The organism is bacterium, assembly GCA_030019025.1.
In the GTDB taxonomy this organism is placed as follows: domain Bacteria; phylum Hydrothermota; class Hydrothermia; order UBA1063; family UBA1063; genus UBA1063.
Genome location: JASEFR010000004.1, coordinates 40,730 through 55,675 on the forward strand (window position 1 = coordinate 40,730; position 14,946 = coordinate 55,675).

Sequence of the window (14,946 nt, forward strand, 5' to 3'; positions counted from 1 at the left end):
TTTCAACTCTCTGCCTTCTTCAAATACTTTTCGATAAACTGAGGCCTAATTCTCTTAAGCTCAGAAGTCGGGAACATAGAGAGTAATTCCCAACCAAGGTCAAGGGTCTCCTCGATACTTCTGTCTTCAAACTCCCCCTGCCCCACATATCTTTCTTCGAAGAGATCCGCAAATTTGTAGTAAATTTTATCAATTTCTGATAACGCACCTTCACCTAAAATTACCGCTAATTCCTGAACTTCTTTGCCTCTTGCATAACAGGCAAAGAGCTGGTTGAAAACATCAGAATGGTCCTCCCTCGTTTTACCCTTTCCAATTCCCTTGTCCTTCAATCTTGAAAGGGAAGGAAGAACATCTATGGGTGGGTAAATCTTTTTCCTGTGTAGGGTCCTGGAAAGGATGATTTGTCCTTCCGTTATATAGCCTGTAAGGTCAGGTATGGGATGGGTTTTATCGTCTTCAGGCATCGTAAGAATGGGAATTAAAGTAATAGAGCCCTTTTTGCCCTTTATTCTTCCTGCCCTTTCATAAATTGTGGCAAGGTCAGTGTAAAGGTACCCAGGGTATCCTCTTCTTCCTGGAACTTCCTTTCTTGCTGCAGAAATCTCGCGCAGTGCTTCACAGTAATTTGTCATATCGGTGAGAATAACAAGAACGTGCATATCTTTTTTAAATGCGAGGTACTCAGCAGTGGTTAAAGCGACTCTTGGAGTTGCTATTCTCTCAATTGCAGGGTCATCGGCAAGATTTATAAAAAGGACTGCTCTTCCAATAGCACCTGTATCCCTGAAACTTTTAATGAAAAACTCCGCTTCCTCAAAGGTTATACCCATTGCAGCAAAAACTACAGCAAAACTTTCACCCTCTCCCCGAACTTCTGCCTGTCTAGCAATCTGCGTAGCAAGCCTGTTATGTGGTAAACCAGAGCCAGAGAAAATGGGTAGTTTCTGCCCTCTAACGAGAGTGTTTAATCCATCAATTGCTGAAATACCCGTTTGAATAAATTCATTCGGATAATCCCTGGCATAAGGGTTTATGGGTGCCCCATTAATATCTGCTCTCTCTTCAGGGACCACTTCAGGGCCACCATCAATCGGACGACCGAGACCATTAAAAACTCTTCCAAGCATATCAAGGGAAAGGTTAATCTCCAGACCTTTTGCAAGGAATCTTACCGAAGTTTTTGGAATGTCAATTCCCGATGTTCCCTCAAAAACTTGCAATAAAACCTTATCTTCTTCTACCTGTAAAACTTCGCCTCTCCTAATCTCACCAGAAGGTAATTCAATTTCTACGAGCTCACCATACTTAACACCGCTAATGCCCTCCACGAGCATTAAAGGACCTGAAATATTGGTAACAGCGTTAAATTTTGAGAGCCTTTTTTTAACCAACAGGCTGTCTAACTTCATGATCAATCTCCTTTAACAATTTCTCAATTTCACCCAATTCATTCTCTGAGAAATATTTCATTCTTGCCACTTTCTCCCAAACGGGTTTTTTCTTTAAATCCTTGACCGTTGTCTCGCCTTTTGCAATGATCTCTTTACATACTTCGTAAAGTTTTAGTATGACTTTGAGCATGAAATACTGTTTTCTTATGGATGCAAAAGTGTCTACTTCATGGAAAGCGTTTTGATGCAGGAAATCCTCACGGATACTTCTTGCAATTTCCAGAAGTAACTGGTCATCTTGAGACAGTGCCTCTGCACCAACAAGCCTTACAATCTCCTCCAGTTCCGCCTCCTTTTCGAGAATTTTCATTGCTTCGAGAACCATGTCATAAAAGTCTGGAGCTACATTTTTCTCATAATAGGGCCTTAAATTTTCTCTGTAAAGCGAATAGCTGGTCAACCAGTTGATGGCAGGGAAATGCCTCCTGTAGGCGAGTTTATCCTCAAGACTCCAGAATACTTTAACAACTCTGAGGGTTGACTGAACCACTGGATCTGAAAGGTCACCACCAGGCGGGGAAACTGCACCAATCACAGTAAGGGTTCCTTCTCTGTTATCCTTTCCAAGGCAGGTTACTTTCCCAGCCCTTTCGTAAAAGCTGGCAACCCTTGCCGCGAGATATGCGGGATAGCCTTCTTCTCCTGGCATTTCTTCAAGACGGCCTGAAATCTCTCTCATAGCTTCAGCCCATCTTGATGTTGAATCTGCCATAAGAGCAACGGAGTACCCCATGTCCCTGAAATACTCTGCAATAGTGATTCCGGTGTAAATGGATGCTTCTCTCGCTGCAACAGGCATATTTGAAGTGTTAGCAATCAAAACCGTCCTTTTCATTAGAGGCTCACCGGAATAGGGGTCTTTCAACTCTGGAAATTCTATTAGCACATCAGTCATTTCATTACCGCGTTCACCACAACCTATGTAAACGACAATGTTAGCATCAGACCACTTAGCGAGCTGGTGCTGTATTACAGTTTTACCTGATCCAAAAGGTCCGGGAACACATGCAGTACCGCCTTTTGCAATTGGGAAAAAAGTGTCAATTACTCTTTGCCCTGTGAACATAGGAGTATCAGGTAGATGTTTTTCTTTATATGGTCTTGGAATTCTTACAGGCCACTTTTGCATCATCTTGATCTCGTGAAGTTTTCCCTCCTTATCCTTAACTACCGCAACTACATCTTCCACTGTGAAAACGCCCTCTTTGATTTCATCAATAACGCCGTTAATACCAGGCGGAATCATTATTTTGTGCTTTACGAGAGTAGTCTCATCAACCTCGCCTATGATATCTCCTTCTTCAACAACATCACCCTTTTTCACCTTTGGAACAAAGAACCACTTCTTGTCTCGAGGCAATCCAGGAACGTGAAGACCACGGGAAATAAAATCACCCGATAAAATTTTAATTTTATCAAGTGGTCTTTGAATTCCATCAAAGAAAGATTCAATAAGCCCAGGGCCAAGTTCAACCATCAGAGGGTATCCTGTTCCATAAACAGGGTCCCCAGGACCTATACCGTGGGTATCCTCATAAACTTGTATGTAAGCCCTATCACCTTTCAATTCAATAACTTCGCCCAAAAGTCTTATCTCTCCAACGTAGACAACGTCGTACATCTTAGTACCAAGCATACCTTCGGCCACAACGAGGGGACCTGAAACTTTTACGATTCTCCCGGACTTCATTTTCTGCCTCCTAAAAGATGTCAATTCCAATGGATTTAAGCAAAATTGCTCTCAATTTTTCCCTTGCCTGGCCGGTACTTCCCCCCGCACCAGGAATGAACATTACTGCAGGGTAAGCCTGCTCTTTTAAACTATCAACGATATCCTTAACACTTTGAAAATAATCCTCTTCAATAAAAATCAAGCCGTAATTCTCCGAAATAAGACTCTTAAGAGCTTCTCTGGCTTCTTCACCAGTATTACAAACCTTATACTCCATTCCTATAGCCTTTAAAGGAAATACAGTTTCATACTTACCCAGACAAATTACCCTTTTCATACAACCTCCGGAATCCGATCGATAACAAGTTCCTTGGGAAGTTGGTTAACCTTAGACACCATTATCATTCTGAGCAGGGAAATCTCGCTTCTCTTTCTGAAGAAGTACGATATTAATACTTCTACTGAAAGATCCTTTTTAGAGGCCTCTTTAACAAGACCGTTGAAGTAATTAGCAACATCCTTTTCCATCTTTACGAAACTTCCAGTTTTTTGATATTGTACATATCCCGGTTGAAGAACTTGATAATAAACTGTATGCCTTATCTCGTATAGTAGGGTGTTAAAATCTGGGACTTTATAGAAGAGTTCCTGAGGTAAATATCCTGCAGGAAGTAGAATATGTTTTAGGGCTTGCAGTCTTCCCATTCTCTCAAGTCTCAAAAAGGAAATTAAATTCTTTAGGTCTGCATTCAAATTGTAGTAGATCCTTAGAAACTCAAAAAGTGAAAAGTTGGCAAAATATTTATACATCGCATTATCAACCGCTGTGTCAATTCTGAAAACTTCCCTCGTTTCATAGTAAGAGGAAATCGCACTCTCATAAGCATCATAAATTTCTTTAACGAGCATATCACCTTTCCCAGTTTCAAGATTATGTTTGAGCAAAGACGCAGGGTAATACGAGTATTTAGAAAAGGTGTGAGAAAAGTCTCGTTCGAAAATAAGGGATTTCACAAGTATTTTCAAATTTAAAAAATCGTAAGGTAGTCTTAGATCCTTTTCCAGGGCTGACTCAACGGACAATTCAGAAATTAAAGAGAAAAGTCTCTCAAGCTCTCTTCTCAGCAGAATCTCAAAGTCAGAAGGTTTATGTACTTCATTTAGATATCGCGAATAGTCTGTATCCTGAAGCATCTTAAAAAGTTCCTCAATATCTCTTGAAGTGGCAAGGCGCTCAAACCTCACACGATCCAGCAGTTTTGTCTCGAGAGCCTTTACCCTTCCACATGCATAAGCGTATTCAGGATCATCTCTTCCAAAAGAAGGATACCTATTAAATGGTAATCTTAACATAAGCTAACTTAGGAAAACAAAATGTTTGAGACATGAACTTCAGTCTCTTCTTGTAAAACTTCGATAAGTTTCTCTATTGAAGCATCTATAACCGATTTGGGACCCTTCGCAAGAAATCCGCCATTGATCTTAACAGGCTTCTCGGAGAGTTTCAACTTCCATCCCTTTTCCCTGTTCATTTGCTCAATGAAATCCCTGCTAATTACAGACTCACTTTCTGAAACAAATATCTCCTCATCGCCATTCAGTTCAACCAGTTCAAATAGCTTTTTAACTATTTCACTGTATATCTGCTTATTTTCGATTATGTATCTCTGGACCTTGTCGTAAACCCCTTTCAAAATTTCCCTTTTTATTTTGGCAATTTCAACATTTGACTTTATTTCATAATCTGCAATGAGAGCATTAAGCTTTTGAATTACCAGCTTTTCTTTTTCCTGCTGGGCTTTGCGCTGAATTTCCTCCACCCGGGCATCCGCTTCTTTCAGGATTCTTTCTCTTTCGGCTATCGCTCTATCAAGAATTTCGCGTCTTTTAAGTTCCGTTTCTTCTTTAATTTTATTTATTATCTCCTGAAGGCCCAATATCGACCTCCTTAAACCTTTATACCAAGCAATATAAATATAGTTGCAAGAAGACCAAGAACGGCGTAAGTTTCAACTAAACCCGCATAAATAACGGGTTGCATTGAAGATTCAGGCTTTTTAGCAGCCATCTCAACACCCGCAGTACACACCTTACCCTGGTGTATAGCTGAAAAGTATCCAAGAAACGTTATCGGAATAGTGGCGAGGAAAATCTGGAGCCCCTGCATGAAATCAAGAGGTTTAACTTCTCCCAAAAGGCCTACTTTAATTATGACAAGAAGAGCCGCAATAAATCCGTAAAATCCCTGAGTACCTGGAAGGGCTACCAGAAGGAACAACCTTCCAAATTTACTCGGATCCTCAGAGAGAACGCCTGCAGCGGCCCTCGCTGTCGTACCAACCCCTATAGCTGAGCCAAGACCTGGCAAAAAGGTCGCCAGTCCAGCACCAAGTATTGATAACCAAAGTCCTGCGGTCAATTTACACCTCCTGTTTATTAATTTCAACAATCTCAGTGTACTTTCCTTCCCACCTTAAAGGAAGGAATGGTGTTCCACCGTCGTCATAAAACTGTTTGAAAAACTCAACGTATTGCAAGCGCAAAGGATGCACAATTGAGCCAAGAATATTTATTGCAAGGCTGAACAAATGCCCAAAAATAAAGACCAAAGGTCCAAGAATATACCCGGCAATGGGAATTTGCCAAACGAGCAAAGTTAAGATATTGATCGCCATTGCAATTCCGGAGGAAGTTAGGCCAAGAGCCATTAAACGGACATAGGAAAGAAGATCCCCTATAAAGCCAACGCCATTATACACATTATAGGCACCTTTTACAATGCGAATAATAAAATTCCTGCTATGTCTTGAGCTGAACAAAACCATTAAGAGGACAAAAAATAATGCCAGTGCTTTCACGGCGTTATTAAGCAGTGGATTTGAAATTTTACCTGCAAAAAGACCAAGAAAAACAAGGGAAGATAAAATAACTATCCAGGCAATAGGCTGAGAAAGGGCTCCAAGGATATCCCCCTCTTTAATCCTCTTGTAAGCATTTACTGCAAGCCCCACATTGACTTGGATGAAACCAAGGGCAATCGTTAAACCGAAAAAGGTCATCACATCGTTCATGGGATCAAAAAGCATCATCTTCCTCCGAAACCCATTAAGAAGACCTATATTTGCCCTTTCAAAGAAATCGCCAAACCACCCGCCCGTGATAGCACCGAAAATCATGGAGGCAATCCCACCAGCAAAAAGAATCCATAAAAGAGGCGCTGAAATTTTTAGTTTCCTCATAAACCAGATAGACAACAAGGAAAGGAGTAATCCGTAGGCGGCATCCCCGTAGCAAATCCCAAAGAATAGAATAAAGAAGGGCGTAATGATCGCTGTGGGATCAGGGTCAACATGAGAGGGAAGCCCGTACATCCTCACCAAACCTTCAAACGGTTTAAAAACACCCTTGTTTTCCAGTTCAACGGGAACTTCATCACCATCTTCTGGCTCAATTACTTCATAATAGGCAGTTTCAAATTCGGAAAAGACTTTTTCAAGTCTTTCACGATCCCTTTCCCTCACGTATCCCTGGTAAGCTGAGATGCAAGCGGTCTTCAGGCCACGGTTATCTATCAATTCTCTATTATAAACCGCCTGATAATAATCGTACAATATAGTAAGGGCATTATAGTGTTTGGAAACCTCCTCAATTGCCTGCTTTAAATTTCTCTTTTCCTCTTCAAGGATACTAAGTTTCTCATCCAATTCTCTTAGAATTTCAGCAGGACGACCATGGTAACCGTGAAACTCAACGGGTTCAAACTCTTTTTCCTGTAGTGCCGGTCGGATTAAATCCTCATCCTTTTCGTGGTAAATTATAACACCATAAGCCCTCTTGCCATCATCAGATACAAGTTGAAATGCTAAGGGGAGTTCCTCAAGTTCAGAAATTTTACCGCTGGGAAGTGAACCCGGTGCCATTATCAATTCATCAGTACTCTTAATATCTTCGAGATTATATTCCAGATTAACCCAAGGTAAAATGAAATTTTTTTGAGCCAAAAGGTTGGACTCTTCCTGGGTTAACTGAGCCAACTCTTGCTCAAAGGTCTCAACCTGAACAAGAATTGTACCAGGTTCAACACAATGGGCAATCCTAAAAAATTCCTTTTTCTCAACGGGCCTTTTCGCTTCGTATAAGCTCTCGATGAAGGATCTTTTACGGGTATAACCTTCAAGAAATCTTATCGCATTAGAAAGCCTCGTTAAGACGGACTCGAGATGGGATTCAAATTCAACTTCAGAAAGATGAGTAACTTCAAATTCATCTTTTAGATCCTGCCTAATTTCGACAAAATGAACGAGCCCTTCGTCCTGAAGTCGTTCCAGCAGTTTTTCTCTTTCGGAATAGTGTACGTAAAAAACCACTTTCTCTAAAGGTACTTTTGCCATGGGTCTATGTAAGTTTACTTATTAAAAACTCAATGGCTGTCTTTTCCTTCTTCTCCGCCTTACTTTTCAGTTCCTCAACTTTAGCCGACAACTCTCTTTCGTATTCTTTTATCTTCTCCTGCACCAGCTTTTGGGCTTCCTCATCAACAGTCTGAAGAATTTCCTTCCGCTTATTTAACGCTTCTTCAATTTTCTGGGACGCGAGTTTCTGAGCTTCGCTTATTACAAGATTCGCCTCTTCTTCAGTCTTTTTAACCAATGTCTCAGCTTCCTTTTCGGCTTCTTTAACCTTCCTGATAATGTCTTCCATAAGTCCTCCTGTTTTAAATTTTACAACATATAGTCAGAAAATCAAAAAGCACAGGTCCAATTAAATAAGATGAGTAAAAATAAATCCTTATACCTAACAGCTTCAAAAAAATAACAGGAGTTTGAATTTTTATAATGGGTATAGGATAATAACCTTATGTTGGTTGCGGTAATTATTATTAAATTTTTGCTTTTAGGCGGAACCGCAAAAATCGCCTTTTTACATCATGGAAACCAACATTTCTCAGACAATGGCTCTTACGCATTGAGACCTGGGGACTACGGATACAATGGTAACTCTTTCCACCGCACCCTCGATACCCATGAATATTACAACTGCCCCATTGACATACACATTTCGGGAACACTAACTCAATCTTATACATGGATGCAAAACGATCGCGGCTTACTTAATAGGCTTCGCGGAGATTTGGTTTACCTCGTCGGCGGTACTTATGCAGAACACATTATGCCTTATGCAGAGAGGAACATTAATAAATTTTCACTCTGGTATGCAAAAACCTTATATGAAAACTCAATCAAAGGGGTTGGATGGCCTGAGTATCCGAATGTAATATGGATCCCAGAACGAGTTTTCAAATCAGAGCTCCTTATGCCTTATTCCTTAATTAAGGTTTTAAACGAAGAATACGGTAAATATGATTCTCAGGGTAGATACCTTGCACCCTGTATTGTCCTGGATGATAATGTCCACGAGTGGTTTTCTCATACTTATCCCGACGGCAGCACCTGTAACAACTCACGGAAGGTTCACAGAATTTTTGATAGTGAAGGCAATTATGTCTTCGTTGTATTTATTCAAAAGGTTGCCAGAGATCAGATGGTCTGGAACGACATATCCAACCCTTCAAATCCTCTACATCAACTCCTGTCCTCCCTTGCAAACGATTCAGATCAAGAACAGATAGTAATCTATGGCGACGACTGGGAAAAGGCTGCAGGAGTTGCAGGTTGGGATTTCGGTCAAGCGGGGGCACCCGCTTCAAGTTATGATTGGAATATAAGGTTCATAAAAGAGCAAAATTGGATACAACCAATCCACATCGCTGAGGCTGTAAAATGGTGGGGGGTTGATAAAATTTACGACAGTGATCCATATAACGACCCACCTATCATAGACATAAACTATGCAACTTATCAGGAACTCAACGATTGGACAGGTGGAACTTACGACAACTGGTACAACGACTTTAAATCAACCGTAGGATGGGGATGTGAAACCGGACCTGACTTGAACGGAAATAGTGTTAAAGGTGATTATGAAGATCTGTGGAAATTTGCTTACAACTACCTCATGAATGTCTCAGATAATGAGTTTGCAAAACTGGGCTGGATCACTTTATCCTCAATGCTTTACGAAACGGCCTGGCATACAGGCCCTGGTGGTGAACTGGTTTACTGGGGAAAAAATCTATGGAACCACACAAGATATGGAGCAATTTTTGGTTACGGCGCAATTTGGCTTGATTCTCTCAGATTTCAAGAAATCCCCAGAATTGACAGTATGGACTTGGATGCAGATGGAATTAGAGAATATGCAATTTACAATGATAAATTGTGCTTAATTTTCGATCGAAGAGGAGGTCGAGCCCTTGTAGTATTTACTTCTGATACTTCTTGTGTTGTTGGAAATCTTATGAGTAACTGGAATGGTGAAGGCGATTACAACGATGGCGGACATCCCGGCCTTTTCAATGATTCACAAGGTGAGAATTCATGGTTTGACGTAAATATGTCCTACTCAGTTGACACCGCAATTATTACTTTTACTGAGAGCTATGCGTGGGACGGAAACCCGCAAAGTGACCTAACAAAAATAATAAAACTAACACCTGGTAAAAACTTTGTTTCAGTATCATATAACTCCCTCTACTCCAACTGGACAAAGGCTGGTGTAACACCTTCACTCTATAGACAGATTCTTAGTGGATACAACATGAGGCCCCTATACGGGATTAGTGGAAATGGATGGACCTATGGTGGATACGAAAGCCTTTACGATTCTGTCAAAGCGGTATTCCTCTACCCATCCGGGACTGGATTGACCTTTAATTTCCTTGGCAAAATGTCGTCGGGAGCAGAGCTCATAGAAGTTGGAGGCAAAAATGGAACTTACACAATTTACTTTTACGCAGGAAAGGGTGTTCCGGACATAGACTTACCGGGTCCTGGAGACAGGGAAGGTCCAAGAATTTGGAATACAACCTTTAGCCCGAATTACAACATACTTGAAACGGATAGTGTGCTTGTGACCTGTAACATTCTCGATCCTTCTGGTATATTAGGTGCTTGGGTAAGATACACAAACAATAACTGGCAATCCTACACAGATATCCCAATGCTTCCCGATGATGGTCAAAACCGGGATTATAACGGAAACCACGAACCAGATTCTACCCTTTACGGTGTCTACCTACCTCCTCAACCTACTGGTACCAGGGTATACTTCGCTATTCGTGCAAAAGACAACTCACCTTATCAAAATGAGAACTGGGATAACAACAATGGCCAGAATTATTCATACACTGTTGGATTCCAGGATTTCGTCTTAGACGGCATCCTTGATAGAGTTGCTTTTCTTTTAGCCCAAAATGAAAATATGCATCTTTACGGTTACTATGATCGAAACACAAAAAGGCTTACGTTGCAACTGAATCCGCAGGTAACGCCTCGGCGAACCAGTCAGGATACTTTTTCAATGATCATTTCATTTTTATATCTTTTGATCCCTCTGCTATGGTAAATGCACCATGGGCAAAGCTGGGAGAGGTTGGAAGATATCAGTTCTTCCTGGCTGACGAAGATAACAACGATTTTGTAGGCTGGTTCGATTCAACTGGTACCTTAATAGCAGACACAATCCATTTTAAATGCACCTCCTATTACAGTGACTTTGGTTATTTAGAAGGAGTCATCGATTTATCACCCTACGGAAATTTACAGGTTATTTACATCGCTGTGGGTTCCTACTCAACAGAAGACGGTGGCGCTTTGCAATGGCAGGTTCCGAGACCTTTGACACAAAACGGAAATATTGAGGGTGAAGAATATTTCACTTATATTATTGATTCATCAGTTGTAAGAGACAGTTTGAACCTTAAAAAGATTGTCATCAACAGCATTATAAAAGCAGAAACGCCTATAAAATTAAAAATTCCTCCAGGAATTTCCGGAACCTTTAAAATTTTCATTTACAACATTTATGGCAGCCTTTTTACTAAAACAGAAATCCAAGCAGACACAAATGACTCTACCATCCAAATTCCTTTTGAAAACGCAGTTCCTGGAGTATACTTTATAAAAGTAGAAGCTAAAGACCTTAGAACGATCCAAAAAATAGTGGTGGTAAAATGAGAAGAAACCTACCAAACATAGTAAGCATATTGAGAATACTGCTCAGCTTTTTTACCCTTTATCTTCTCGACCTTGGGAGGTATGGTACTACCTTTGCAGCTTGCATTCTAATCGTAGTAATAATCTTTACAGACTTCCTTGACGGCTTCCTCGCAAGAACCCTTAATGCAGAATCGGAGATTGGTGCTATACTTGATATAACAGGCGATCGAATTGTTGAATTCATATTCTGGATCTTTTACGCGGCAAAGGGACGAATCTCCTTTTGGTTTCCAGTAATTGTAATAACCAGAGACGTTTTGGTGGATACAATAAGGAGTTCGGCTTTCAAGAAAGGTGTAAAACCTTATGAAATGCATACTAATAGGATCGCCAGATTTATTGTTACCTCAGGCTACTTCAGAACCGGCTACGCTATTTCAAAGGCCATCGCCTTTACGCTTCTTGGGGTTGACTTATTAACCATTCATGGAAAATTATCTTTCAACATTCACGGAGTTGCCCTTGCCTTCGCCTGGATATCACTAATAATTTGCATAGTACGAGGTCTTCCAGTGATTTTAGATGCCTGGCCCTACCTCAAAAACAAATGAACAAAGCCTGCTTCTTTGACTTAGATGGAACATTAATACCAAATCCCTCTTCAGAAATAAGATTTTTGAAAATTCTTTTCAGAAACCTACAAATTTCGCCATCGGGTGTAGTATTATGGCTGCTCGAATCACTTTTTAGATACAAAAATTTCAAAAATTCTAAGGCTTACTATCACGGGTTAAAAGTTGAACACGTTTATAAAGTGCTTAAATCAACCCAAAATAAGATTATTAAGGCTATCTCCCAAAAAGCAATAGACCATATAGAACAAAGAAGAGAAGAAGGTTATAGGCTTTTTCTCATTACCGGGGCCCCCGACTTTATTGCCCAAGTGGTAAGTGACTATTTAAAACTTGAAGGATATTATGCATCGTTTCTTGAAACAAGAAATGGTAAATTTACCGGAAAACTAAAGGGGAAAATTCCCTTTGGTAAAAATAAGGAATTTATTTTGAAGGAGATCGCAAAAAAGGAGGGGATTGAGCTGAAAAATTCAATCACTTATGCAGATCACCATAAAGACATTTACTTCCTTAAAGCTTCGGGAAATTTTTTTGCGGTGAACCCGACGAGAAAATTGAGAAAAAAAGTTCCTCAAAATCAAATTTTGATCTGGGATTAATTAAGTTTTTAACCTTTTCTTCTGGGCTGAAGGCAAAAAAATGTTGTTCAAAATCAACCTGTACCCTGGAGAATTCTTATATTTTGCCACATCCGTAGGTGGATCCCCTACAAAATGCTGAAAATCTTCAGGGTCATGCCCTCCCAGAAAAGTAAAAAAACCCTTTCCCAGTTCACCATAAATATACTTGACATACTCAGTTCCAGGAACATCACCAAGAATCACTGTGTTTTTTTTCAATTTACTTCTTCTAAAACCGGTGTCCTGCCCCAGAAAGTCTTTTATAACCGTCTTGTGATTCTGAGTAAGAATACAGGGAATAAGGTCAATCTTGGGGGAAAATTGGTGCAGGACAAAGTAAGCATTCTCCTCTCCCAGCTGTGCTACTTCCTGAGTCATGTCCACATCGGAGTGTTCATATACATAAAATTGTGGAAAAAGTTTAAAGTCTCTGAAAGCAATAGTTTTTGAATAGTCGAGTTTGAAATTACAATTTGGATCAAAGGGCGTTCCATCGAAAGGAACATCCAGAATATCGACGCCTTCTGATGCAAGTGCGATATCTAAGGTTATGGGGGCAGAACACATAGCAAATAAGTATTTACCCCCGCTGATATAATTATAAAAGGTCTTAGCAATCGCCCTCTCCAATTCGGCCACATTTCTAAACCCAAGCTTTAAAGCAAGTGACTTTTTAAATTCCACCTGCTTTTTGTACCAATCAGCGTTTCCATAAGAAGCATAAAACTTCCCAAATTGCGCTGTAAAATCTTCATGGTGCAAGTGAAGCCAGTCAAAATCCTTGAGACGTCCGTTTAAGACCTCTTCGTCGTATATCTGTTCAAAAGGGATTTGTGCATATTCAAGTACCATAATAACAGGGTCATCCCACGGCTCATAATAAGGTGGCGCATAAACACCTACCCTTGGCGCATTTTCGAGAATAATAAACTCAAAATTCTCGCTTTTGGAACGTTCTTGGAGTTCTACCACTTTTTCTTCGGGGATCAATTCATATGATACTCCTGTAATTGAAAGGAGTTCATGCACGATCTTTGCATCATCAAGGAGAAAGGACCCCCCTCTATAATTAAGAATCCATTCTGCTTTTACTCCAGCTCTTAAAGAGTTATAGACCACCCCATAAGCCCTAAGATGGTCAAATTGTGTATCATCCATTGGGATAAATATGTAATAGCTAACGACAATTTTTAAAAGAAACTTCATCTCTTTTTTCTATCTCTCCAGTGAAGGGCAAGCCCCCCTTTTGCAGTCTCTTTATAAGCCGAGGGAAGGTCTCTTCCCGTTTCCATCATCGTTTTAAGGACCGAATCAAAGGAAATCATATGTCTCCCGTCAGAATAGAGAGCATAAACTGCACACTCTAAAGCCCTACCGGCTGCAACCGCATTTCTTTCAATACAGGGGATTTGTACATATCCAAGAATTGGGTCACAGGTAAGCCCGAGATGATGTTCAATCCCCATTTCGGCAGCATACTCAACCTGAAAGATTGTTCCACCAAGAACTTGAGTAGCTGCAGCAGCAGCCATAGCACAGGCAACTCCAATCTCGCCCTGACAACCCACCTCTGCTCCGGAAATGGAAGCATTCTCCCTAACAAGCGCACCAACAAGACCTGCAGTAGCAAGGGCTCTAAGAATCTTATCTTCAGTAAGATTATACTCTTCCTTTAAAAAGTAAAGCACAGCAGGGACAACTCCACAGGATCCACAGGTGGGCGCTGTTACAATAAGCCCTCCTGCTGCGTTCTCCTCAGCCACCGCAAGGGCATAAGAAAAGACTTTACCCTTATTGTATTTAATATTTTTAGAATTCACTGCCTTAATGTAGTATGACCAGGCCTTTCTGGGAAGGTGTAACTCTCCAGGGAGAACACCTTCATTATTCAAACCCCGAGCTATTGAATCCTCCATTACCTTCCATACTTTTTTTAAATAATTCCAGATCTCTTTTCCCTCGTGAAATTCAACAAACTCCCAAAAGCTCCTACCCTCTGATTCACACCAATCCAGAATCTCCTCCATAGTGTTTAACGGATAGACGTCTTCTTTTTTAAAAATATCTTCTTCGGTCTTTACTATGCCTCCTCCAATGCTGTAAAAAACCTTCTCGGCGATAAGATTTCCTGAACTGTCAAAGCCCTCGAACTTTAATGCATTGGGATGTAGAGGTAAATACTCATCAGGTTTTTCCAAAACTTCTAGTTTACCATCAAAGGACTTTCGCAAAGCCTCCTCAGTGAGATGACCCTTACCGGTGGCAGCAAGACTTCCAAAAAGCGTAATCTTCAAAGAAACCACTTTGGGGAACTTTCTTAGAAACACTCTGAGGGCTTCAACGGGACCCATTGTATGGGATGAAGAAGGACCATAACCCACATTAAAAATGAGTTTGATTGACTCCATATTGAATGTAATTATAAAACTCACAGTTTGAAATAGAAACTTAGAAATTAACGCAAAAAAGACTAAAATATGAGCAAATTTTGACTGACCACCATTTTTC

14 protein-coding genes are annotated in these 14,946 nt (G+C 40.5%); 4 read left to right on the forward strand and 10 right to left on the reverse strand.

Annotated elements, in window-relative coordinates:
• Positions 1 to 2 precede the first annotated feature (2 nt).
• From QMD82_01780 to QMD82_01815, 8 genes are read right to left on the reverse strand one after another with little or no spacing between them, the layout of a single operon-like run.
• Positions 3 to 1,412: a V-type ATP synthase subunit B gene (locus QMD82_01780; GenBank protein ID MDI6850654.1), complete on the reverse strand. Its 1,410-nt coding sequence runs from the start codon at positions 1,410 to 1,412 to the stop codon at positions 3 to 5.
• Entirely contained in the window at positions 1,387 to 3,144 is a 1,758-nt protein-coding gene (locus QMD82_01785) for a V-type ATP synthase subunit A (protein MDI6850655.1), read from the reverse strand. Before QMD82_01785 ends, QMD82_01780 begins: the two co-directional genes overlap by 26 nt.
• 10 nt (positions 3,145 to 3,154) lie before the next feature.
• Positions 3,155 to 3,463, reverse strand: coding sequence for a V-type ATP synthase subunit F (locus QMD82_01790; GenBank protein ID MDI6850656.1), 309 nt, complete (start codon positions 3,461 to 3,463; stop codon positions 3,155 to 3,157).
• A complete protein-coding gene (locus QMD82_01795; protein MDI6850657.1) occupies positions 3,460 to 4,479 on the reverse strand; it encodes a V-type ATPase subunit in 1,020 nt (339 codons plus the stop codon). The genes QMD82_01790 and QMD82_01795 overlap by 4 nt, the downstream gene beginning before the upstream one ends.
• A gap of 8 nt (positions 4,480 to 4,487) precedes the next feature.
• Positions 4,488 to 5,063 (reverse strand): V-type ATP synthase subunit E, encoded by a 576-nt coding sequence (locus QMD82_01800; GenBank protein MDI6850658.1) that lies wholly within the window; start codon positions 5,061 to 5,063, stop codon positions 4,488 to 4,490.
• An 11-nt stretch (positions 5,064 to 5,074) separates the two neighbouring features.
• Complete coding sequence (locus tag QMD82_01805; protein MDI6850659.1) at positions 5,075 to 5,545, reverse strand: V-type ATP synthase subunit K; 471 nt, start codon at positions 5,543 to 5,545, stop codon at positions 5,075 to 5,077.
• 1 nt (position 5,546) lies between these two features.
• A complete protein-coding gene (locus tag QMD82_01810; GenBank protein ID MDI6850660.1) occupies positions 5,547 to 7,517 on the reverse strand; it encodes a V-type ATP synthase subunit I in 1,971 nt (656 codons plus the stop codon).
• Positions 7,518 to 7,521: 4 nt separating this feature from the next.
• Positions 7,522 to 7,827 (reverse strand): hypothetical protein, encoded by a 306-nt coding sequence (locus QMD82_01815; protein MDI6850661.1) that lies wholly within the window; start codon positions 7,825 to 7,827, stop codon positions 7,522 to 7,524.
• 156 nt (positions 7,828 to 7,983) lie between these two features.
• Here QMD82_01815 and QMD82_01820 point away from each other — a divergent pair, with 156 nt between their 5' ends.
• Genes QMD82_01820 through QMD82_01835 form a run of 4 tightly spaced genes read left to right on the forward strand, consistent with a single transcriptional unit; the run spans position 7,984 to position 12,417 of the window.
• Entirely contained in the window at positions 7,984 to 10,590 is a 2,607-nt protein-coding gene (locus QMD82_01820; protein MDI6850662.1) for a carbohydrate-binding protein, read from the forward strand.
• Positions 10,584 to 11,201, forward strand: coding sequence for a T9SS type A sorting domain-containing protein (locus QMD82_01825; GenBank protein ID MDI6850663.1), 618 nt, complete (start codon positions 10,584 to 10,586; stop codon positions 11,199 to 11,201). Before QMD82_01820 ends, QMD82_01825 begins: the two co-directional genes overlap by 7 nt.
• Positions 11,198 to 11,794, forward strand: a complete 597-nt coding sequence (locus tag QMD82_01830) for a CDP-alcohol phosphatidyltransferase family protein (GenBank protein MDI6850664.1) — start codon at positions 11,198 to 11,200, stop codon at positions 11,792 to 11,794. The genes QMD82_01825 and QMD82_01830 overlap by 4 nt, the downstream gene beginning before the upstream one ends.
• Positions 11,791 to 12,417, forward strand: a complete 627-nt coding sequence (locus QMD82_01835) for an HAD family phosphatase (protein ID MDI6850665.1) — start codon at positions 11,791 to 11,793, stop codon at positions 12,415 to 12,417. The genes QMD82_01830 and QMD82_01835 overlap by 4 nt, the downstream gene beginning before the upstream one ends.
• On the opposite strand, the gene QMD82_01840 is transcribed toward QMD82_01835, so the two are convergent.
• Positions 12,418 to 13,644, reverse strand: a complete 1,227-nt coding sequence (locus tag QMD82_01840; protein MDI6850666.1) for an asparagine synthetase B — start codon at positions 13,642 to 13,644, stop codon at positions 12,418 to 12,420.
• On the reverse strand, positions 13,641 to 14,846 hold the full coding sequence (locus QMD82_01845) for an L-serine ammonia-lyase (protein ID MDI6850667.1): 1,206 nt from the start codon (positions 14,844 to 14,846) through the stop codon (positions 13,641 to 13,643). Before QMD82_01845 ends, QMD82_01840 begins: the two co-directional genes overlap by 4 nt.
• Between the last annotated feature and the right edge of the window lie 100 nt (positions 14,847 to 14,946).